The sequence below is a fragment of the Microvirga sp. P4_G7 genome (genome assembly GCF_056401005.1).
In genome coordinates, this window is sequence record NZ_JBFUKD010000017.1 from 1 (window position 1) to 21,552 (window position 21,552).

Here is a 21,552-nt window from a genome sequence, read left to right on the forward strand (position 1 = left end):
GGTGAGATCCTGCGGCGTCTCGATCTTTTCCTGCGCGCGATAGAATGGGGAGCACACGGGCACGACTTCTTCGTCGCGGAGACGCTCGCACACCGCGCCGGGCCAATGCGGCTGGCCGAAATGAATCGCCGCGTCGAACGGTTCCGCACCGAAATCGAACGGCACGAGGCGGACGCCGAAATTCACCGTGACACCCGGATGCAACGCGAAGAACTCCGCCATCCGCGGAATGAGCCAGCGCGTGCCGAAGGTCGGCAGAACGGCGAGATTGAGAACGCCGTGAGTGCCCGAAAGAGCGATCGCCTGATGGGTGGCGCCGGACAGGTCGGTCAGGGTGGCGCGGATGTTCGAGGCATAGAGCCGCCCCACATCGGTCAGCACGACGCGCTGCCGCGTCCGGCTGAAGAGCGATACGCCGAGCGATTCCTCAAGATGCTGAATCTGCCGTGACACCGCACTCTGCGTCAGGTTCAGTTCGGCCGCGGCCCGAGACACGCTGCCGTGACGGGCCGTCGCCTCGAAGGCGAGAAGGTTGCCGATCCCCGGCAGGAAGCCCCGACGCAACACAAGTTCATTCCATTTCAGAATAAGCTGGTTCGAAGATGTCTCTTTACATCGACCCTGTCCAGCGCGACTTTGCGGCCCAATCGAACGGATTTTGATCGGCCGCGCGCATATTTGCGAACGCGGCTTGAAAAGAGGAAATGTCATGGCGGGCGTTCACAAGGAACTGGCGAAATTCCACTGGGAGGATCCGCTTCTGCTGGACGATCTCCTCACCGACGACGAGCGCATGATCCGCGACACGGCGCGCGCCTACGCCCAGGAGAAATTGCAGCCGCGGGTCATCGAGGCTTATCGCGAGGAAAAGACCGACCGCGGCATCTTCAACGAGATGGGCGAACTCGGCCTTCTCGGCGTGACCTTGCCCGAGGATTACGGCTGCGCCGGCGCGTCCTATGTTGCCTACGGCCTCGTGGCGCGGGAAGTGGAGCGGGTCGATTCCGGCTATCGCTCCATGATGAGCGTGCAATCCTCCCTCGTGATGTACCCGATCTACGCCTACGGTTCCGAAGAGCAGCGCAAGAAGTACCTGCCGAAGCTCGCCACCGGCGAATATGTGGGCTGCTTCGGGCTCACCGAGCCGGATGCCGGTTCCGATCCCGGCGGCATGACGACCCGCGCCGAAAAGATCGACGGCGGCTACCGGCTGACCGGCACCAAGACATGGATCTCCAATTCGCCGATCGCGGACGTCTTCGTGGTCTGGGCGAAATCGGCCGCTCACGGCAATGAGATCCGCGGCTTCGTGCTCGAAAAGGGCATGAAGGGTCTCTCGGCGCCCAAGATCGGCGGCAAGCTGTCGCTGCGTGCCTCGATCACCGGTGAAATCGTCATGGACGGCGTCGAGGTGTCCGAGGATGCGTTGCTGCCCAACGTCTCGGGCCTGAAGGGTCCGTTCGGCTGCCTCAACCGAGCCCGCTACGGCATCTCCTGGGGCGCCATGGGCGCGGCGGAAGATTGCTGGCACCGCGCTCGCCAATACACGCTCGACCGCAAGCAGTTCGGCAGGCCGCTGGCGCAGACGCAGCTCATCCAGAAGAAACTCGCCGACATGATGACCGAGATCACGCTGGGCCTGCACGCCTCGCTGCGCGTCGGCCGCCTGTTCGACGACGGCCGCTTCGCGCCCGAGATGATCTCCCTCGTCAAGCGCAACAATTGCGGTAAAGCGCTCGACATCGCCCGCATGGCCCGCGACATGCACGGCGGCAACGGCATCCAGGAAGAATACCACGTGATGCGCCACGCTCAGAACCTGGAGACGGTGAATACCTACGAGGGCACGCACGACGTCCACGCGCTGATCCTCGGCCGCGCCCAGACCGGTTTGCAGGCGTTCTTTTGAACGTGGCGACCGGCACCATGGACAAACCGCTCGCCGGCCTCAAGGTTCTCGAACTCGCGCGCATTCTGGCCGGTCCCTGGGTCGGTCAGCTGCTCGCCGATCTCGGCGCGGATGTGGTCAAGGTCGAGCGTCCGGGCGCGGGAGACGATACCCGCGGCTGGGGCCCCCCTTTCATCGAAGGCGCCGACGGCGAGCATCTGTCCGCGGCGTATTTCCATTCCTGCAACCGGGGCAAACGGTCCATCGAAGCGGATTTCGAGACCGCTGAGGGCCAAGCGCTGGTGCGCAAACTCGCCTCCCACGCCGACGTGGTGATCGAGAACTTCAAGGTCGGCGGCCTGAAGAAATATGGTCTCGATCATGAGAGCCTGAAAGCCGTCAATCCGAAGCTGATCTATTGCTCGATCACCGGTTTCGGCCAGAACGGCCCTTACGCCGCGCGCGCCGGCTACGACTTCATGATCCAGGGCATGGGCGGCATCATGGACCTGACCGGCGATCCGGACGGGGAGCCGCAAAAAATCGGCGTCGCATACGTGGACATCTTCACCGGGGTCTATTCCGTCGTCGGCATTCTCGCGGCGCTCCATCGACGCGACGAATCGGGCGCCGGCGCCCATCTCGACATGGCCCTGCTCGACGTCCAGACCAGCGTTCTCGCCAACCAGGCCATGAACTACCTGGCTTCGGGAAAGACGCCGCGACGCATGGGCAATGCCCATCCGAACATCGTGCCCTATCAGGTGTTCCCGGTCTCCGACGGCCACATCATCGTCGCCGTCGGCAACGATGGCCAATTCGCCCGCTTCGTGTCGGTTCTCGGCCAGCCGGATCTCGCGCAGGACCCGCGCTTCAAGACCAACGCGGATCGCGTCCGCTCCCGCGCCGACCTCGTGCCGGTGCTGACGGCCCTGACCATCAGGATCCCGCGCGACGACCTCCTGGCGCTCCTCGAAAAGGAGGGCGTGCCGGCCGGGCCGATCAATACGGTCGCCGACGTTTTCGCGGACCCGCAGGTGATCGCGCGGGGCATGAAGATCGACCTGCCGGCGCCGGCCGCAAAGGGTGGCGCGATCCCGTCAGTCCGTTCCCCGATCGTCGTCGACGGCGCGCCCATGGCGGCGCTCACGCCCTCGCCGCGCCTGGGCGAGCATACCGCCGCCGTGCTGGCCGATCCACGCTGGGTCGGGTGAGACGTCGTCACGAAACAGCCTCATCCTGAGGAGCGACATAGTCGCGTCTCGAAGGACGAGGCGTCTCCAGTGTGCTCTGGAGGATCCTTCGAGACGCCGCTTCGCGGCTCCTCAGGATGAGGTTGGTGGGGGTGGCTCCTCAGGATGAGGTGGAGGGGGTAGCGGCTCGGGAGGCGGCGATCTTACGTCGCGATGCCCTTGTCGAGGAGGAGATTGACCGCCTGGACGACCTCGTCGCGGTCGGTTTCGGTGAACGGGCTGATGTCGTGGAGTTCGAGGCTGCAGAGGCCTTCGACGGCGAGCCAGGCGACCAGGGAGGCATTCTTGTCTTCGCAGGTCGCCTTCATCTGCGTCAGGGCCTCCTGGAGAACCTCGCGGACCGGCTCGAGCAGACGCGGATTTTCGGAGGAGGCGGCCAGCATGCCGTTGGCGATCTCCTTCATCTTACCGCTGCGCATCTTGAGGGCGGCATTGACGCACAGGCGCGCTTCCTGATTCGGTCCGGTGAGCAGGGCGCGCAATGATTCGCGCTCGGCCGTCACCTCGTCGATCATCCGCTGGATCATGCCTTGAAGCAGGGCGTCCTTGGTCGGAAAATTATAAAGCAAGCCACCTTTGCTCAGTCCGGCGCGCTCGGCCACGGCGTCGAGTGTGAGGCGGCCGGAGCCGATTTCACTGACAAGTTCCGCTGCTGCATCAAGAATTTTTTCTCGCGAGCTTTTGCGGCCTCGAAGGCAATTGAACATTTATTCTTCTATCCCGGTACTCTTGCACCAAACCGTCCAGACGGTATATAAATGGCGTCCGGCCATTGGCGTCAAGGGGAACTTGCGCTATGGCCCACCACCGTACTCGAAAGCCATTCCGGCTAAGCCGGGTCAATAGAATTTCGGAAGAACGAAATGAAGCGCCGCATCGTCATCTCCCTCGTCTTTTTCTTGGCGGTCGGCCTGTGCGCTGGCTTGGTCTATTTCAACTACTTCAAACAGAAGATGATCGCGGACTTTTTCGCGAACATGCCGCGCCCCGCCCTCACCATTTCCGCGACCAAGGTCGAATCGAAGACCTGGAACCCGGGTATCGATGCCATCGGCACGKCGAAGGCCGCCAACGGCGTCGAGCTGGCGGTGGAAACGGCCGGTATCGTCAAGCAGCTGAATTTCAAGCCGAACCAGCAGATCACCGAAGGCACCGTTCTCGTCCAGCTCGACGATTCGCTCGAGCGCGCCGATTTGCAGGACGTCCAGGCGGCGGTGAAGCTCGGCGAAGCCAGCTATGAGCGCGCCAAGACCTTGACGGCGCGCGGCTTCGGCACGGAAGCGTCCTATGACGAGATCGTCGCCAAGCTCGCCACCGCGCGCTCCCGCCAGAACCGTCTTCAGGCCGTCATCAATCAGAAATCGCTGAAAGCGCCGTTCACCGGCGTCATCGGCATTCCGCGCGTCGACGTCGGACAATATGTGCAGACCGGCACCGTGGTCGGCAGCTTCCAGAACCTCGATTCCATGAAGGTGGATTTCACGGTTCCCGAGCAGCAGGCCGACAAGATCAAGCTCGGCCAGGAAGTGCGCGTCGGCCTCAACGAGAATTCCCTCGACTTCGTCGGCCATGTCATCGGCAAGGACCCGCGCGTCGATCCGCAGACCCGTCTCGTCTCCGTCCAGGCGATCATCGAGAACAACAAGGACCGCGCGATTCTGCCGGGGCAGTTCCTGCATGTCCGCGCCATCCTGCCGACGGAACCCAATGTCATCACAGTGCCGCAAACGGCTGTGATCACAAGCCTGTACGGTAACTACGTCTATACGATCGAACCGCAGGAAAAGGACGGGAAGAAGGTCACGGACAAGGAAGGCAAGTCGGTCGACGTCRCCAAGCAGGTCTTCGTCAAGACGGGCCGCCGCCAGGGTGGCGAGATCGAGGTTCTCTCCGGTCTCACCGTCGGGGAGCGTGTGGTCATGTCGGGCCAGAACAAGCTCCAGGCGGGCGCCCCGGTCAAAGTCGACAACTCCATCGATGTGACGAAGCTCGATCCGTCGAAGCTCGCGAACGGACGATAGGCAAGAAGCCCATGAGTTTTACGGAACGTTTCATCCGCCGCCCCGTCCTGTCGATGGTGGTGAGCCTTCTGATCCTGTTGCTCGGCGCGCAGGGTCTGATGAGCTTGCAGGTGCGCCAATATCCCGAGGTCGAAGAGACCACGATCACGATCACGACGACCTATGTCGGCGCGAGCGCCGATCTCATGCAGGGCTTCATCAGCACACCGATCGCCAAGGCCGTCTCGAGCGCCGAGGGCGTCGATTACGTCAGCTCGAAGAGCCGCCTCGGCTTGAGCACGGTCTCCGTGCGCATGCGCTTGAACACCGATCCGAACGCGGCGCTGACGGAAGTCACGTCCAAGGTGCAGCAGGTGCGTGCGCAGCTGCCGACCGACGCCGAGGATCCGGTGATCATGAAGGGCACCGGCCAGACCTTCGCGCTGATGTACATCACGTTCGCCAGCACGGAAATGAACCCCGAGCAGGTGTCCGAATTCCTCACCCGCGTCGTGCAGCCGCGCTTCGCGACGCTCGAGGGCGTCGGCTCGGCCGATATTCTCGGCGGCCGCGACTTCTCCATGCGCGTGTGGATCGATCCGATCCGTCTCGCGGCGCGCGGCGTCACGGCGGGTGAAGTGGTCCAGGCGATCCAGGCCAGCAACTTCCTCGCCGCGCCCGGCAAGACCAAGAACGACTTCGTCGCCTACGCCATCGAAATGCAGACGACGCTGCAGACGCCGGAATCCTTCGGCATGCTGCCGATCCGCACCAGCGGCGATCATGTCGTGCGTCTGCGCGACGTGGCGAACGTCGAACTCGGGCCGAAGAGCACGGACACCAAGGTCAGCTTCAACGGCAAGGAAGGCACCTTCATCGGCTTGACGCCGACGCCGTCGGCGAACCCGCTGACGGTCGCCGACGCGGTGAACAAGGCGATCGACGAAATCCGCCCGACGCTGCCGAAGGGCATGACGGTCGAGGTGGTCTACGACGCGTCGAACTTCATCTCGGCTTCGATCGAAGAGGTGTTCAAGACCATCGGCGAGGCGGCCTTGATCGTCGTCGTCGTGATCCTGCTGTTCCTCGGCTCGTTCCGCTCCGTCCTGATTCCGATCGTCACCATTCCGCTGTCGCTCATCGGCGTGTGTTTCGTGCTGTTTGCGCTCGGCTATTCGATCAACCTCCTGACGCTTCTCGCGATGGTTCTCGCCATCGGCCTCGTGGTCGACGACGCGATCGTGGTGGTGGAGAACATCCATCGTCACATCGAGGAAGGGCTCACGCCCGTCGATGCGGCCGTCGTCGGGATGAAGGAGATCTTCGTTCCCATCGTGTCGATGACGGTGACGCTCGCGGCCGTGTATGCCCCGATCGGCTTCACGCAAGGGCTGACCGGCGCGCTGTTCCGGGAATTCGCCTTCACGCTCGCCGGGTCGGTGATCATCTCGGGTATCGTCGCGGTCACGCTTTCGCCGATGATGTCGTCGAGGCTCCTGAAGCCGCATGGGCAATCGAACAGCCGCTTCTCGCAATTCGTCGACCGCAACTTCACGCGGTTGGAGAACTGGTATGCGCGCAGGCTCGCGGGTTCGCTGCGTGTGCGCGCCGTGACGCTCACGATCGTCGCGGCGCTTCTCGCGACGACGGTGTTCATGTTCATCCACACACCGTCGGAACTGGCGCCCGAAGAAGATCAGGGTGCCTATCTCGGTATCGTCAACGTGCCGCAATACGCGACGCCTGAATACACGCAGGCCTTCTCGCTCGGCTTCACGGAAGCCGGCAAGAAGATCCCTGAAATCGAAGACACCTTCCTCATCGTCGGCATCGACGGTGGCGGCGGCGGCTTCGTCGGGTTCAAGCTGAAGGAATGGAGCGAACGCCAGAAGAAAGGTCCTGTGACGAAGCAGGAAATTCAGGCGATGCTCGATTCGAATGCGGGCGTGCAAGCGTTCGTCTTCGCGCCGCCCTCGCTTCCGGGTGGCGGCGACGGTCTGCCGATCCAGTATGTCCTGCGCACGATCGCCGATCCGGCGCAGGCCTACGAGGTCGCCGAACAGGTCAAACGGAAGGCGATGGCTTCGGGCAAGTTCATCATTGCCGTGAATTCCATGTCCTACGAGACGCCGCGGGCGCGCATCATCATCGATCGCGATCGGGCGGCATCGCTCGGCGTGCGGGTGAGCGATATCGGCACCACGCTCGGCGCGCTCGTCGGTGGTGCGCAGATCTCGAAGTTCGACCGTGACAATCGCAGCTACGACGTCATTCCGCAGGTCGAGCAGGGCGCGCGCCTCAATCCGGAACGCCTCGGCGAGTATTATGTGCGCGCCGCGGACGGAACGATGGTGCCGCTCTCGGCGCTCGTGCGGGTCGAGACCGACGCCGCGCCGGCCTCGATCGATCAGTTCAACCAGTTGAACTCGGCGACGATTTCGGCCCTGCCGATGCCGGGCGTGACGACGTCCGAAGGTCTCCAGGTGATCCGCGACATCGCGCGCGATGCGATGCCGGCCGGCTTCTATCCCGACTATGCCGGTCAGTCCCGCCTCGAAGTGCAGGAAGGCAGCTCGATYGCGCTCGCCTTCGGTCTCGCCGTGATCGTCATCTACCTGGTGCTCGCCGCGCAGTTCGAGAGCTTCCGCGATCCGTTCATCATCATGATGTCGGTGCCGCTCTCGATGTTCGGCGCGATGATGTTCCTCTATCTCGGACTTGCGACCCTGAACATCTACACGCAGGTGGGCCTGATCACCCTCGTGGGGCTGATCACGAAGCACGGCATCCTGATGGTCGAGTTCGCCAACGACCTCAAGCATCAGCGGGGCATGAAGCGTTTCGAGGCGATTCAGGAAGCCGCCAAGGTTCGTCTGCGTCCGATCCTGATGACGACGGCGGCCATGGTTCTCGGCGTCGCGCCGCTCATCATCGCGAGCGGGGCGGGTGCCGCGGCCCGATTCTCGATGGGTCTCGTGATCGCCGCCGGCATGTCGGTCGGAACGATCTTCACGCTCTTCGTGGTGCCGATGTTCTACACCTTCATCTCGAAAGAGACGCCGGATCAGGCGCAGGCGGAGGCGCGCGAAACACGCCATCCCCATCCGAAACTCGCTGCCGAATAGGGCGACACGCGAACAAACAAAAAGGCCGGGCGCGATGCCCGGCCTTTTTTTATAATCGGAAGCGACGCTTTTTAGCGGACGCTTTCGCCTTCGACTTCGACGAAGGGCGAGATCGACTTGAAGCCTGCCTCTTCGGCGGCCTTGCGGATCGCTTCGCCGACTTCGCTCGAATGGATCTCGACGCTCTTGCCGGTGCGGCTGCAGACGAACATCACCTTCACCGCGCCCGGGTCCACTTCGCCATGGGAGACGATGTAGGAGTTCTGCGTCGCCAGCCGATGCACGAGCCCAGCTTCGCGCAGGAAGTCGAGCGCGCGATAGATGGTCACCGGAGCGATCCGGCGCGATTTGCTGCTCAGGCGCTCGACCAGGTCGTAAGCGCCCACCGGCGCGCCGCTTTGAACGAGCTCGCGATAAACGCGCTCGCGCATCGGCGTCATCCGCAATCTGTTCTCTCGGCAAATTTCGTCTGCCCGTTGGAGCAGCGTATCACCGTCCTCTTTCGTACGAGCCTGTGCAAGCGTCACGGGACCTCTCCTCGATTTGGAATACCTACACATTCATATAGGTAAAAACTGCGCTGCGCAATGTGGTAGCGTTGCAATCTCTACTTGCAGTATTGCCAATGGTTACAACGCGCTAACTCATTGTCGAAGAACGGTTTTCAGGAGCTTGGCCGTTGTCTCAGGCGGAGCAGGCCGCGCATAGGCCGCGAATTTCCACGGTGGTTTTTTTGGCCTGGAAGCGATTTTCGTCGCCCCAAATGTCGAGTCGTTCGCCGATCGTGGAATCACTGAATTCGGTGACCGCCCCGCACGACTCGCAGATCGCGAAGGCCGCGATCTCGTGCGCATGGGAATGTTTGCAGACCACGTAGGCGTTGAGGCTCTCGAGCCGGTGCGCAAAGCCCTTCTCGATCAGCTTGTCGAGGGAGCGATAGACGGTCGGGGGTGTCACGGCCCCCTTCGCCCGCATGCGGTCCAAGACCTCGTAGGCGGAGAGCGGGTTGGGAGCGGCCGCCAGGATCTTGTGAACGCGCTTCTGCGTATCGTTCAAGGAATCGAGGGAATGATCGTGATGCGCGCCCATGAGAATTACCATTGGTTACGTATAGTATATTGTACAAGTCGCTGATTATTCAATACGTCCCGCTTTCGTGACTGAACATTCCCTTGATGACAAGCACTCAATCGAGGGCGGCTGCCGGCCTGGCGATCGAGGGCTCTCCCCGCGATAGAAGGCAAACTCCGCATTTCACACGCACATCCGCCGACACGGAAACGCTCGGGCGAGATTGCCGCACGACGAAACAGGAACGGCGGCACCGTCTCAGACGTCGCGGCCACGTTCTCGTCGAGGTCCCGTTCGCATCGGCGGTGCGATGCGTGACGGCGACCGGCCTCAGAGCGGGACCCAGGCCGCCGGCCTCAGAGCGGGACCCAGGCCGCCTTGCGCTGTGAGGAGCGGATTGCGGCGTCGATGAAACGCACGCCGCGCACGCCGTGTTCGACGGTCGGGACCTGCAGGGCGAGGGGATTGGCCTCGCGCTTCTCGAGCCGCGCGGCGATCTGCTCGGCCACATCCCGATAGAGCTGGGCGAAGCCCTCGAGGTAGCCCTCCGGATGGCCGGCCGGAATGCGCGAGGCGGCGCGCGATGCTTCGCCGGTGCCCGCTCCGTTGCGACGCAGGAGCCGCGGCGGTTCGCCGAGCGGCGTGAACACGAGGACGTTGGGGTTCTCCTGGTGCCATTCGAGACCCGCTTGTTCGCCGTACACGCGAATGCGAAGTCCGTTCTCCAGGCCGGTGGCGACCTGGCTGCACCAGAGCATGCCTTTCGCGCCGGAGGCGAAGCGCAGCATCATATGGGCGTTGTCGTCGAGCCGTCGTCCCTCCACGAACGTGTGCAATTCCGCCGCGAGCGACGTCACCTCGTCGGCGGTGATGAACTCGGCGAGGTTGAACGCGTGGGTGCCGATGTCGCCGACCGCGCCGGCGGGGCCTGAACGCGCCGGATCGGTGCGCCACTCGGCCTGCTTGTTGCCGGTCTCCTCTGTTCGGGTGGCCAGCCAATCCTGCGCGTATTCAACCTGCACCACACGGATCGGCCCGAGCTCGCCCGCCTGCACCAGGGCCCGCGCTTCACGCACCAGAGGATAGCCCGTGTAATTGTGCGTGACGGCGAAGACGAGACCCGAATCGCGCGCCAGCTTTGCGAGCTGGTCCGCTTCGCGACGCGTCGTCGTGAGCGGCTTGTCGCAAATCACATGGATGCCGGCCTTGAGAAAGGCGCGCGCGGCCGCCGCATGGGCGTGGTTCGGCGTCACGATGGCGACGGCGTCGATGCCGTCCTTGCGGCGCCGTTCGCGCTTCGCCATCTCGTTGAAATCGCCGTAGATGCGCTCGGGCTTCAGGAGGAGGTCCTGGCCCGAGAGCCTGGCGCGTTCGGGGTCGGACGACAGCGCCCCCGCCACCAGCTCCCAACGGTCGTCGAGGCGCGCGGCCATGCGGTGAACCGCACCGATGAAGGCGCCGCGTCCGCCGCCGACCATGCCGAGCCTGAGACGGCGCGGAATGGACGGATCCTGTGATCCTGTGATCGCCATCGTTGCTACTCCGCTGCGCTGCGCATCAGGTCGAGGCCCAGCATCCGTCGGTTGGCTGCCTCGTCCGATCCGCCGGCGGCGAAATCGTCGAAGGCCTTTTCGGTGACGCGAATGATGTGGCTGTCGATGAACGCCGCACCCTCCCGCGCGCCGTCCTCGGGATGCTTCAGGCAGCATTCCCATTCGAGCACGGCCCAGGAATCATAATCGTATTGCGCGAGCTTCGAGAAGATCGCGCTGAAATCCACCTGCCCGTCGCCGAGCGACCGGAAACGGCCCGCGCGGTCGATCCAATTCTCGTAGCCGCCATAGACGCCGACGCGGCCTGTCGGATTGAACTCCGCATCCTTGACGTGAAACGCCTTGATGCGCTCGTGGTAGAGATCGATGAACGCGACGTAATCGAGCTGTTGCAKCAGGAAGTGACTTGGATCGTAATTGATGCAGGCGCGCGCATGGCCGCCGACCGCGTCGAGGAAGCGTTCGAACGTCGCGCCGTCGTGGATGTCCTCGCCCGGATGGATCTCGTAGCAGACGTCGCATCCCGCGTCGTCATACGCGTCGAGAATCGGGCGCCAGCGCCGGCCGAGCTCTTCGAAGGCGGTCTCGACCAATCCCGGCGCACGCTGCGGCCAGGGATAGACGAACGGCCACGCGAGCGCGCCGGAAAAGCTCACATGGGCGGCAAGACCGAGGCGCTTCGAGGCTTTCGCCGCAAGCAGCATCTGGTCGACGGCCCATTGCTGGCGAGCCTTCGGATTGCCTCTCACCTCGGGCGCGGCGAAGCCGTCGAAAGCCTCGTCGAAGGCGGGATGGACGGCCACCAGTTGGCCCTGCAGATGGGTCGACAATTCGGTGATGGTGAGACCATGGCTCGCCGCAATTCCCTTGATCTCGTCGCAATACGCGTCCGATTCGGCGGCCTTGCGAAGGTCGAAAAGCCTGGCGTCCCAGGTCGGAATCTGCACGCCCTTGTAGCCGAGCGATGCGGCCCACCGGCAGATCGAATCGAGGGAATTGAACGGCGCTTCGTCTCCGGCGAACTGCGCGAGGAACAGGCCGGGACCTTTCATGGTCTTCATGGATATCTCCCAGGAATTCCCTCCCCGCGAAAGGGGGAGGGAACAGAGCAGAGGCGAGAGGTTTAGAACGGCGAGTCGGGGAAGTAGTAGCTCTTCGCGTTGTCCTTCGTGATCAATTGCGCATTGAGCACGTAAGTCCCGCGCATCGGCGCGTTGGTGAAGAACTGCGCCGCCGTCACGGTCATGGCGGTCGCGATCATGCCCGGCGGATAGGAGACGTTGGCCGGAAACATCTTGTCGCCGTCCATGACGCGCTTGACGATATCCTTCATGCCGGCGCCGCCGAGCACGAACTTGATGTCCTCGCGTTTGCCCTGGCGGATCGCTTCCATGACGCCGAGCGCCATGTCGTCGTCCGAGGCCCAGACCGCGTCGATCTTCGGATGCTTGGAGAGATAATCCTGCATCACCCGGAAGGCGTCGTCGCGGTTCCAGTTGGCGTATTGCTTGTCGATCACCTTGACGCCCGAACCTTCGAGCGCCTTCTCGAAATTCGATACGCGTTCTTCGTCGATGACCGTCGGGATGCCGCGGAAGATCACGACGTTGCCCTGCTTCAAGTTGTCGACGAAGTACTTGCCCGCGACGCGCCCGAATTCCGGGTTGTTGCCGGCGACATAGATGTCCTGGATCGAGGCATCCTTCAGGCCGCGATCGACGACGGTGATGAACGTGCCGCGCTTCTTCACTTCCCGCACGGGATTGGTCAATTCGTCCGAGTTGAACGGCAGGACGACCAGCGCGTCGATCTTCTGTGCCGTCAGATCGTCGAGCGCGTTGGCTTGCGCTGCGCCGTCGGGCGACGTTTTCACGACGACTTTCAGTCCCGGATAGGTCTTCTCGAGTTGCTTGGCCGCTTCCTGCGCGTGATAGACGACGCCGCCCGTCCAGCCGTGCGTCGCGGCTGGTATCGAGACGCCGATCGTCACGTTCTTTGGCTGCGCCATGGCGCCGCTCGTCAGGCCCGCAAGAAGGCCTGCGGCCGCTGCGAGCTTAAATGCCGTTCCTCTCATGTTTTCCTCCCTGAGGGTTGGCCGAGCCCCGATCGTTACCGGTGGGCTCTCCCGGATTCATCGCCCCCGCTGCAGACTGCGCTGCACCAGCATGGCGATAATGATGATGGCGCCTTGCACCGCGCCCACGAGAAACTCGGAGACGAAGTTGGAGAGCACCATGATGTTGGCGACGAGTTCGAGAATGATGGCGCCGATCACCGTGCCGCCGATGCGGCCGACGCCGCCCTTGAGCGCGGTGCCGCCGACGACGACGGCGGTGATCGCCTGCAATTCCCATAACAGACCGGTGGTCGGCGTGGCCGATCCGAGACGCGGCACATAAACGAGAACCGCGATGCCGACGCAGATGCCCTGAATGACGTAGACGAGCGTCCGCACCCGCCAGATCGGCACGCCGGAATAGCGCGCCACGTCCTCGTTGGAGCCGAGCGCCACCACATGCCGGCCGAAGGACGTCTTGTAGAGGATGAGCGCGCCGATAGCCGCGACGACGAGGAAGACCAGAATCGGCACGGGCACGCCGAGGACGTCGCCGAAATAGACCGGCCGGTAGAGTTCGCGCAGGTCCGAATTGCGCATGGTGATCGTACCGCCGGCCGCGAGCCAGATCACGAGCGAGCGGAAAATTCCCATCGTGCCCAACGTGACGATGAAGGGTTCGATGCGTCCGAAGGTGACGATCAACCCGTTCGCCAGACCGCACACGGCGCTCAGCGAAATGGCCGCGAGCATGCCGAGCGCGAGCGTTCCGACATCGCCGCCGCCCGCCTTGTTGAGAGTGAGGATCATGACGCCGGCGACGAGGGCCGCCATCGATCCGACCGACAGGTCCAACCCGCCGCTGGCGATGACGAATGTCGCGCCGACCGCGATGATCGCGATGAAAGCGGAGCGCGTCACCACGTTGAGGAGGTTGGACGCCGTCAGGAAATCGGGATTGATCAACGATCCGGCGATGACGAGCACGACGAGCGCGATGAATGGCGACAGCGTCCGCAGGTCGAGATTGAAGCGGCGCTCCTTGGGAGATGTGCGAAGCACGGTTTCCGTCATGCGTGTCCCGCGGCGATTTCCGCCGCCCTTTCTTCGTGAACGCCCGTGGCGAAAAAGACGATGGCGTCTTCGGACAGGTCCGCTTGCGCCACCTCGCCGGCGATGCGCCCATTGCGCATGACGATGACGCGATGGCACAGGCCGATCAGTTCCTGCATCTCGGATGAGATGACGATGACCGACCGCCCCTGCTCGGCGAGCGATGCGATGAAGCGATAGATCTGTTCCTTGGTGCCGATGTCGACACCGCGTGTCGGCTCGTCGATGATGACGATGCGCGGCTCGACCAGCATCATCTTGGCGAGGAGAAGCTTCTGCTGGTTGCCGCCCGACAATTGTCCCGCCAGCATGTCGCGGCGTCGGGCGCGGATATCGAAATCGCGGATCGCGGTATCGAGCGCCTTCGCTTCGGCATCCACGTCGATGAGGGAGCCGCGCGTGAATTTCTCCAGCGCCGCCAGCGTCAGGTTGGTGCGCAGGTTCTGCCTCAGCAGCAGGCCCTTGCCCTTGCGGTCTTCCGAGAGATAGACGATCCCCGCCGCCATCGCCTCGCGCGCGTCGCGAAAGACGACTTTTCGCCCGTCGAGCAGGACCGTGCCTTGAGAGGGCCGCAGCCCGACGAGGCCTTCGAACAATTCCGTCCGCCCCGCGCCGATCAATCCGCCGAAACCGAGAATCTCGCCGCGGCGAAGCGCGAATGACGCGTGCTCGACATAGCCGGGAACGACCATGTCCGTGGCGGCGAGCACGGTTTCGTCGGAGGCGGTGAGAGGCTTTTCGGGATAGAGCTTCGACATGTCGCGGCCGACCATGAGCCGGGCCATCTCGATCGGTTCCAGATCGGCGATGTCGCGGGTCGCGACGCGCTTGCCGTCGCGCAGCACGGTCACCCGGTCGGCGATGGCTTTCACTTCTCCCAGCCGGTGCGAAATGTAGAGGACGCCGACACCCTCCGCGCGCAACGTGCGGATGATCTTGAAGAGGCTTTCGGCTTCGATGGGGGTGAGCACCGCGGTGGGTTCGTCGAACAGCACGATCCGGTTCGGCACCAGCAAGGCGCGGGCGATCTGGACGAGCTGCCGGTCCGCGATCGACAAGTGCCGGACCCGCGTATCGGCGTCGATGGTGACGCCGAGCCGTGCGAGCACCGCGCGGCTTTGCTCGCGCATGGCGCGATCGTCGACGAAACCGTGCCGGGTGATTTCACGACCGAGGAAGATGTTCTGCGCGACGGTCAGATCGTCGGCGAGTAGGATCTCCTGATGAACGAGGACGATACCCCGGCTCTCGGCGTCGACCGGACCGGAGAACTGGATCGGCTGGCCCTCGAARAACAGGTTGCCTTTGGTCGGCACAAGGTGCCCCGACAGGATCCGCATCAGAGTCGATTTCCCGGCCCCGTTCTCGCCGATCACGGCATGAACCTCGCCCGGCTTCAGATCGAGCGAAATCTCGCTCAAGACCTCGATCGGGCCGAACGATTTCGAAATGGTCTCTGCGCGAAGAGCGAAATCCATACGCGTCTCCGATCCGTCAGGACGGAAAGGGCGAACGCTCCCGGGAAGGCCGGAAGCGGCGGCATTGGCGCGCGATGCGCCGGTCTGGATCGTCAGCTCGGGAATAGGCGAAGCGGCATCGGTTTCCTCCAGGATCTGGCATTGTCCTCTGACGGGACTTTTTCGAACCCCCATGCCCTTGCCGAAGATCGACAAGGCACGATGTAATCGATTACATTCACTTTACCGCACTATCGGGTTCTGTCAAACAGGCGCGCAACAGGGGTCAAGTCCGATGGACGAAGGTGGGCGCAGATCGAGAGCGGGACGCAGCAATGCCGTCCGCGCTGCGCGCATTCAGGACGTCGCGAAACTCGCCGACGTGTCGACGGCGACCGTCAGCCGTGCCCTCGCTTTTCCCGACAGGGTGTCGAGTGAAACGCGCGCCCGCGTGTTGGACGCCATTGCCCGGACGGGCTACGTGCCGAACCCGGCGGCGCGCTCGCTCAGATCGCAGAAGACCTACATGGTGCTGGTCGTGCTGCCCAACCTCGCGAACACGTTCTTCTCCAAGATCCTCCGCGGCATCGAAGAGACGTTGTTCGAGGCCGGCTACGGCATGATCATCGGCGACCTCGACGGATCGCCGGAGAAGGAAGCGCATTTCGCCGCCTTCACCGCGGCGGGCCGGGTCGATGGCGCCATCCTGCTCAACGGTCACCTGTTCGGGCAGACCCGCGAGGGCAAAGGCGTTCCGGCCGCGATCAACATTCCACTCGTCGCGCTCTGCGAGGCGATCCCGGGAGCGGACATCCCGCAGATCGAAGTCGACAACCGCGTCGGCGCATCCACGATGATCGGTCATCTCGCCGCCCTCGGCCATCGCGAGATCGCCTATCTGAGCGGACCGGTGGAAAACGTGCTCGAACAGGAGCGCATGCGCGGTTATCGGGAGGGGCTCGATGCGCAGTCGCTTCCCTTCGATCCCGACCTCGTCCTCACCGGCGATTACACCGTCGAATCCGGCATCCGGGCCGGACGTGCGCTGCTCGCCCGAAAGAGCCGTCCGACCGCGGTTTTCTGCACCAGCGATGAAATGGCGATCGGCCTCATGCGCACCTTGCACTCGGTCGGCGTGCGGGTGCCTCAGGATATCTCCGTCGCCGGGTTCGACGATATCGAGTTCGCCGCGGTGGCGGAGCCGGCCCTGACCACCATTCACCAGCCACGGCGCGAATTGGGCCAGGTGGCGGCGACCGCCTTGGTCGATCTTCTGCAGGGGCGTCCGAGCCCCGATCGTATTCGACTCGAGACGCATCTCGTCGTTCGAGACAGCACCGATCGGCCTGCCGGAACGGTTTAACGGCCAAGCTTCACCATACTGTCATGAAAGCCTCATAAAAACCCGGCGGCGCTCTTTACTGTGGGTCAGCGTTCGWGGTTTGCTGGCTACATAAGATGCGCTCGAACGCACGACATCGGGAGGAATGATGACGGTGACCAGCTCAGGCTCGGCAGCGATCGATATCGACCATCTCAAGGTCAGTTACGGCAACAACCCGGTTCTTCACGGGGTCAATCTCTCGGTCGCTCCCGGCGAGTTCATCGCCATCCTCGGCTCCTCCGGCTGCGGTAAGACAACGCTCCTGCGCACCATCGCCGGCTTCCAGAAAGCGTCGGGCGGCGCCATCCGGTTGTTCGGCCGCGACGTCGTCGACATGCCGCCGGAAAAGCGCGGCATGGCGATGATGTTCCAATCCTATGCGCTGTGGCCGCACATGACCGTTCTCGGCAATGTCGGGTACGGTCTGCGCCTGCGCGGCGTCGCGAAGAGCGAGATCAAAATTCGGGTCGCCAACGTCCTCAGGATGCTCAATCTTTCCGGTCTCGAAGACCGCAAGGTGACCAACCTCTCCGGTGGCCAGCGGCAGCGTGTGGCGCTTGGGCGGGCGCTCGCGATCGAGCCTGCGATTCTTCTTCTCGACGAGCCCTTGTCGAACCTCGATGCGAAGGTGCGCCTGCAATTGCGCGGCGAGATCAAGAGCCTGCAGAACCGCCTCGGCTTCACGGCGATCCACGTGACGCACGATCGCGAGGAGGCCATGACCATGGCGGACCGCATCGTGGTGATGGATTCAGGCCACATCGCGCAGATGGGGACGCCGAAAGACGTCTTCGATCATCCGGTTTCGCCCTTCGTCGCCAGTTTCATGGGGGCGGAAAATACACTTCAGCTCGATGTTCGCCCCTCCGGGTCGGGGATCGAGGTCAAGGCGGAAGAAAGCCGTCCGGCGCAATGGAGCGGCGAAGCTCCGGTTGGCGCCGTCACGGCCTATTTCCGCGACGATGTCGCGTCGCTCGACGATCCGAACGCGCACATCGAAGGCTCCATTGTCCTGCCCGGGAAGATTACGCAGAGAACGTATCCGGGTGGGCATTACAGGTACGTGGTAGCGATCGGCGACCGTCATTTTACTGTGACCGACGATGACTACCACGAGCTCGATCGCCCGGTCGGCCTGCGCCTTCCGCTGGCGTCGTTGCACCTGTTCTCAAGCGAACAATCAAAGGGAGGTATCCATGCGTAAAACTCTGCTATTGGCAGGCTTCGCCGCTCTGGCGTTCAGCCAGTCGGTGAGCGCCCAGACACTCAACGTCGCGACGGCCGGCGACCAGAACATGGTCGATTACATCAAGGATTATCTCGGGCCGATGTTCGAGAAGAGCCATCCGGGTGTGAAGGTCGTCGCGGTCGGCACCGGCCCGGGCGACGGCGGCTCGCAGAAGATCTACGAGAAGCTCGACGCGCAGAAGAAGGCCGGCACGGCGAATGTCGATTTCGACGTCATCGTCATCCACCAGAAAGCGGCCGGCACGCTGGTCAAGGACGAGCTGATCGAGAAGTACCGCGAGAAACTCCCGACCGGAAAACTCGTCACCCGCGACACGGCGACGAACTCGCTCGGCACGGATGTCACCGGCTACGTGATGCCGATGTTCCATTCGCAGACCGCGCTCGCCTACAATCCGGATCTCGTGAAGACGCCGCCGGCGACCTATGCGGAATTGCGCGATTGGGTGAAGAAGAACCCGAAGCAATTCGGCTATAACGGCATCAAGGGCGGCATGTCCGGCGTCGCATTCGTGACCGGTTGGGTTTCGGCCTTCGGCGGCGACGCCGCGAAGCTCGAATCCGGCCCCTACGATGCGGCGACGAAGGCGACTTGGGACAAGGCGATGGCCGATCTCAAGGACTTCAACCAGAGCGTCGTGATCACGCCCGGCAATGCCGGCACGCTCGACATGTTGAACCGCGGCGAAATCGCCATGGGCCCGGTTTGGGTCGACATGTTCTACACCTGGAAGGCGGAAGGAAAGCTGCCGCCGACCATGAAGCTGAAGCTCGTCTCGCCCGGCATGCCCGGCCAGCCGATGTACTACGCGATCCCCAAGAAGACCGCGCAGGAGAAGCTCGCCTCGGAATTCATCGCGCTCGCGACGAGCCCCGACGTGCAGGCGGAAGGCATCGTGAAGCGCTTCAACTGGTATCCGGGCATCGATGCCCAGAACCTCGAAGGCAAGCTCGATCAAGCCGCGTGGAATCAGCTCTTCTCGGACATCACGCCGAAGGACCTGTCCACCAATGGTAAGCCCTTCCCGATCGGCCCCTATTTCAACGACATTCTCGAAACCTACGAGAAGAAGGTCGCGAACTAGGCTCAACCCTTCGATCCAGCGGGCGGCGCGCAAGAAAGCGGGCCGCCCGCTTTTCGTCTCGATCAGTTCGGATTTCTTGCAATGGCGCGACCGTCGTTCTTCGGCCTTCTCCTGATCGCGCCCGCGTTGGTGATGATCGGCGCGCTGTTTCTCTATCCCCTCGGATTCTCGCTCGCATCCGCCTTCACCGATACGGCCGGTGGCCTGACGCTGGCGCATTTCCAGAAGGCCTACGAACTCTATTCCACCGATATCCTGTTCACGCTCTTCATCGTCATCGTCTCGACCCTCTTGACCGGCTTCTTCTCGATCCTGATCGCGGGCGTTCTGACCCTCGGCGAGACGCCGTGGCTGGTGGCGATCCTGCGCAACCTCTATCGCTGGCCGCTCTTCATTCCGTTCATCGTCGCGGCGCAATGCATGCGCACGTTTCTCGCCAAGAACGGCCTGATGAACAATTCGCTGGTTGCCATGGGCGTTCTCGAACCGATCCAGACCATGAGCTTTCTCGATTGGCGCGGCATCATCATCACCTTCGTGTGGAAACAGGTGCCCTTCGTGACGCTGATGGTCGCCGGCGCCATGGCGTCCATCGATCGCGCCACCATCGAAGCCGGGCGCAACCTCGGCGCCTCGCGGCCGCGCGTCCTGGTCGAATTGGTGCTGCCGCAGGTGGCGCAGACGCTCCTCGTCGGTCTCGTTCTCTCGTTCGTGACGATGCTGTCCGTTCTCTCGGTGCCGATGATGGTGGCCGGATCGCAGCCGACGATGATGACCGTCGACATGGCTTTCCGCATCAACTCCTACGGCGACTACGCCACCGCGAATGCGCTCGGCGTGATCTCCTACGCCATTTCCGGCTTCGCCGCCTGGATCTACCTCCGGCACAACGTGAAACGTGAGGTGGCCGCATGAGCGCGAAAGCCCAAATCGCCGCCGAACCGGCGCGGATCGAACCGATTTCCGCGCTCCGCCGTTTCCGCGTCTGGACCTTCGGCGCGACCATCCTGAAAGCGGCGGCGCTCGCGATCTTCGCGTTCATGCTGTTCGGCCCGCTGCTCAACCTGGTGCTGTGGTCCTTCGCCGAACGGTGGTACGCGCCGTTCAAGCTGCCGGTCACGTACGGCACCCGCTATTGGGAAGTCGTGTTCCGGCCGACCGGCGACGCCATGGCCTCGCTGATGACGAGCGTCAGCATCGCGTGTCTCACCGTGGTCGTGGCGCTGCTCGTTTCGGTACCGGCGGGATACGCCCTCGCGCGGCTGAAATTGCCGTGGCGCACGGGGTTGATGATTCTCTTCCTCCTGCCGCAGGCGTTTCCGTCGGTGGCGATCTACATCAACGTCGCACGGGTTTTCTACAGCATCGGCCTGACGGGAACGATCACCGGCGTCGTGCTCGTGCACGCGGCGCACGGGCTGGTCTATTCGGTGTGGATCGCGGCGGCGGCGTTCGCGGCAGTCGACCGAGATCTCGAACTCGCAGCGCGCAATATCGGCGCGTCGCCGTTGCGGGCGTTCTTCACGGTGACCTTGCCGCTGGCGGCGCCGGGCATCATGGCGAGCGCGATCTTCGTCTTCCTCGAATCGCTCGACGAGTTCACCGGCACGTTCTTCGTGGGCGTTCCGCAGGTGACGACGCTGCCGCTCCTTCTCTACAACGCGAGCATGGGCGGCAATTATCAGATCGCGTCGATCACCGCGTTGATCCTGCTCGTGCCGTCCGTGTTGTTCATGATCGTCATYGAACGCTTTCTGAAAGCGGACGTGCTCAGCAAAGTCGGCCAATAATGCTCAGACTCATCACATGGAATATCCAGTGGGGCCTCGGGATCGACGGCAGGCGCGATCTCAAGCGCCTGATCGAAGATGCGCGCGACGTCGCCGATTTCGATGTTCTCTGCCTGCAGGAGATCGCCGACAATTTCTCCGGCCTGAAGGGGCATGAGGGCGAGAACCAGTTCGCCGAGATCGCGGCCCTGCTGCCGGGATATCATGCGATCGACGGTGTCGCGCTCGATGTGCCCGGCGGTAGCGGCGGGCGCAGCCGGTTCGGCAACATGATCCTGTCGCGCCATCCCGTCGCGCAGGTGCTGCGTTACACCTTGCCGTGGGAAGCGGCGGCGACGCGCAACATGCCGCGGCTTCTGCTGGAAGCCGTGATCGAGACGCCGAAGGGTCCCGTGCGGGTGATGACCACGCATCTCGAATATTCCTCCGACAAGCTGCGGCGCGCGCAGGTCGAGGGGATCCGCGAAGCCCACCGCACCGCGTGCGCGCGGACGGCGGAGCCGCGCGTCGCCGGCCCGGGGACCTACGC

At 63.3% G+C, this 21,552-nt stretch carries 19 protein-coding genes; 10 read left to right on the forward strand and 9 right to left on the reverse strand.

Going from position 1 to position 21,552, the window contains the following annotated elements:
* Positions 1-567 (reverse strand): LysR family transcriptional regulator (locus AC1DT3_RS02400; protein ID WP_477463637.1); only part of this gene is annotated, 567 nt, incomplete at its 3' end.
* A gap of 142 nt (positions 568-709) precedes the next feature.
* Between AC1DT3_RS02400 and AC1DT3_RS02405 the strand changes: the two genes are divergently transcribed.
* Positions 710-1,909: an acyl-CoA dehydrogenase gene (locus tag AC1DT3_RS02405; RefSeq protein ID WP_477463638.1), complete on the forward strand. Its 1,200-nt coding sequence runs from the start codon at positions 710-712 to the stop codon at positions 1,907-1,909.
* Positions 1,910-1,926: 17 nt separating this feature from the next.
* Positions 1,927-3,102: a CaiB/BaiF CoA transferase family protein gene (locus tag AC1DT3_RS02410; RefSeq protein ID WP_477463639.1), complete on the forward strand. Its 1,176-nt coding sequence runs from the start codon at positions 1,927-1,929 to the stop codon at positions 3,100-3,102.
* Between the two features lie 182 nt (positions 3,103-3,284).
* Here the strand turns inward: AC1DT3_RS02410 and AC1DT3_RS02415 are convergent, their stop codons facing one another.
* Positions 3,285-3,848, reverse strand: coding sequence for a TetR/AcrR family transcriptional regulator (locus AC1DT3_RS02415; protein ID WP_477463640.1), 564 nt, complete (start codon positions 3,846-3,848; stop codon positions 3,285-3,287).
* Between the two features lie 156 nt (positions 3,849-4,004).
* Here AC1DT3_RS02415 and AC1DT3_RS02420 point away from each other — a divergent pair, with 156 nt between their 5' ends.
* On the forward strand, positions 4,005-5,162 hold the full coding sequence (locus AC1DT3_RS02420) for an efflux RND transporter periplasmic adaptor subunit (RefSeq protein WP_477463641.1): 1,158 nt from the start codon (positions 4,005-4,007) through the stop codon (positions 5,160-5,162).
* Between the two features lie 11 nt (positions 5,163-5,173).
* Positions 5,174-8,266, forward strand: coding sequence for an efflux RND transporter permease subunit (locus AC1DT3_RS02425; protein WP_477463642.1), 3,093 nt, complete (start codon positions 5,174-5,176; stop codon positions 8,264-8,266).
* Between the two features lie 71 nt (positions 8,267-8,337).
* Here AC1DT3_RS02425 and AC1DT3_RS02430 read toward each other — a convergent pair whose 3' ends face one another.
* The 7 genes from AC1DT3_RS02430 to AC1DT3_RS02460 all read right to left on the reverse strand — a co-directional run bounded on the left by AC1DT3_RS02430 (position 8,338) and on the right by AC1DT3_RS02460 (position 15,537).
* Entirely contained in the window at positions 8,338-8,793 is a 456-nt protein-coding gene (locus AC1DT3_RS02430; protein ID WP_477463643.1) for a Fur family transcriptional regulator, read from the reverse strand.
* Positions 8,794-8,950: 157 nt separating this feature from the next.
* Positions 8,951-9,355, reverse strand: a complete 405-nt coding sequence (locus AC1DT3_RS02435; protein WP_477463644.1) for a Fur family transcriptional regulator — start codon at positions 9,353-9,355, stop codon at positions 8,951-8,953.
* A 338-nt stretch (positions 9,356-9,693) separates the two neighbouring features.
* The gene (locus AC1DT3_RS02440; protein ID WP_477463645.1) at positions 9,694-10,869 is read right to left on the reverse strand and encodes a Gfo/Idh/MocA family protein; all 1,176 of its coding nucleotides are present in this window, start codon (positions 10,867-10,869) and stop codon (positions 9,694-9,696) included.
* 5 nt (positions 10,870-10,874) lie between these two features.
* The gene (locus AC1DT3_RS02445; protein WP_477463646.1) at positions 10,875-11,951 is read right to left on the reverse strand and encodes a sugar phosphate isomerase/epimerase family protein; all 1,077 of its coding nucleotides are present in this window, start codon (positions 11,949-11,951) and stop codon (positions 10,875-10,877) included.
* Positions 11,952-12,013: 62 nt separating this feature from the next.
* On the reverse strand, positions 12,014-12,964 hold the full coding sequence (locus AC1DT3_RS02450) for a substrate-binding domain-containing protein (protein WP_477463647.1): 951 nt from the start codon (positions 12,962-12,964) through the stop codon (positions 12,014-12,016).
* 57 nt (positions 12,965-13,021) lie between these two features.
* Positions 13,022-14,020 (reverse strand): ABC transporter permease, encoded by a 999-nt coding sequence (locus tag AC1DT3_RS02455; protein WP_477463648.1) that lies wholly within the window; start codon positions 14,018-14,020, stop codon positions 13,022-13,024.
* Complete coding sequence (locus AC1DT3_RS02460; RefSeq protein ID WP_477463655.1) at positions 14,017-15,537, reverse strand: sugar ABC transporter ATP-binding protein; 1,521 nt, start codon at positions 15,535-15,537, stop codon at positions 14,017-14,019. The genes AC1DT3_RS02455 and AC1DT3_RS02460 overlap by 4 nt, the downstream gene beginning before the upstream one ends.
* A gap of 274 nt (positions 15,538-15,811) precedes the next feature.
* Between AC1DT3_RS02460 and AC1DT3_RS02465 the strand changes: the two genes are divergently transcribed.
* The 6 genes from AC1DT3_RS02465 to AC1DT3_RS02490 all read left to right on the forward strand — a co-directional run.
* Complete coding sequence (locus AC1DT3_RS02465; RefSeq protein WP_477463649.1) at positions 15,812-16,879, forward strand: LacI family DNA-binding transcriptional regulator; 1,068 nt, start codon at positions 15,812-15,814, stop codon at positions 16,877-16,879.
* Positions 16,880-17,006: 127 nt separating this feature from the next.
* Positions 17,007-18,104, forward strand: a complete 1,098-nt coding sequence (locus tag AC1DT3_RS02470; RefSeq protein WP_477463650.1) for an ABC transporter ATP-binding protein — start codon at positions 17,007-17,009, stop codon at positions 18,102-18,104.
* Positions 18,097-19,233 carry an ABC transporter substrate-binding protein gene (locus tag AC1DT3_RS02475; protein ID WP_477463651.1) on the forward strand — a complete coding sequence of 379 codons (1,137 nt, stop codon included), beginning with the start codon at positions 18,097-18,099 and terminating at the stop codon, positions 19,231-19,233. The genes AC1DT3_RS02470 and AC1DT3_RS02475 overlap by 8 nt, the downstream gene beginning before the upstream one ends.
* A gap of 81 nt (positions 19,234-19,314) precedes the next feature.
* Positions 19,315-20,148, forward strand: a complete 834-nt coding sequence (locus AC1DT3_RS02480; RefSeq protein WP_477463652.1) for an ABC transporter permease — start codon at positions 19,315-19,317, stop codon at positions 20,146-20,148.
* Positions 20,145-21,023: an ABC transporter permease gene (locus AC1DT3_RS02485; protein ID WP_477463653.1), complete on the forward strand. Its 879-nt coding sequence runs from the start codon at positions 20,145-20,147 to the stop codon at positions 21,021-21,023. Before AC1DT3_RS02480 ends, AC1DT3_RS02485 begins: the two co-directional genes overlap by 4 nt.
* Positions 21,023-21,552 (forward strand): endonuclease/exonuclease/phosphatase family protein (locus AC1DT3_RS02490; protein WP_477463654.1); only part of this gene is annotated, 530 nt, incomplete at its 3' end. The genes AC1DT3_RS02485 and AC1DT3_RS02490, both read left to right, overlap by 1 nt.

Coding starts and splice junctions, on each gene's coding strand:
- AC1DT3_RS02405 (WP_477463638.1), top strand. CDS start 710: ATGGCGGGCGTTCACAAGGAACTGGCGAAATTCCACTGGGAGGATCCG.
- AC1DT3_RS02410 (WP_477463639.1), top strand. CDS start 1,927: ATGGACAAACCGCTCGCCGGCCTCAAGGTTCTCGAACTCGCGCGCATT.
- AC1DT3_RS02415 (WP_477463640.1), bottom strand. CDS start 3,848: ATGTTCAATTGCCTTCGAGGCCGCAAAAGCTCGCGAGAAAAAATTCTT.
- AC1DT3_RS02435 (WP_477463644.1), bottom strand. CDS start 9,355: ATGGGCGCGCATCACGATCATTCCCTCGATTCCTTGAACGATACGCAG.
- AC1DT3_RS02440 (WP_477463645.1), bottom strand. CDS start 10,869: ATGGCGATCACAGGATCACAGGATCCGTCCATTCCGCGCCGTCTCAGG.
- AC1DT3_RS02450 (WP_477463647.1), bottom strand. CDS start 12,964: ATGAGAGGAACGGCATTTAAGCTCGCAGCGGCCGCAGGCCTTCTTGCG.
- AC1DT3_RS02455 (WP_477463648.1), bottom strand. CDS start 14,020: ATGACGGAAACCGTGCTTCGCACATCTCCCAAGGAGCGCCGCTTCAAT.
- AC1DT3_RS02465 (WP_477463649.1), top strand. CDS start 15,812: ATGGACGAAGGTGGGCGCAGATCGAGAGCGGGACGCAGCAATGCCGTC.
- AC1DT3_RS02470 (WP_477463650.1), top strand. CDS start 17,007: ATGACGGTGACCAGCTCAGGCTCGGCAGCGATCGATATCGACCATCTC.
- AC1DT3_RS02475 (WP_477463651.1), top strand. CDS start 18,097: ATGCGTAAAACTCTGCTATTGGCAGGCTTCGCCGCTCTGGCGTTCAGC.
- AC1DT3_RS02480 (WP_477463652.1), top strand. CDS start 19,315: ATGGCGCGACCGTCGTTCTTCGGCCTTCTCCTGATCGCGCCCGCGTTG.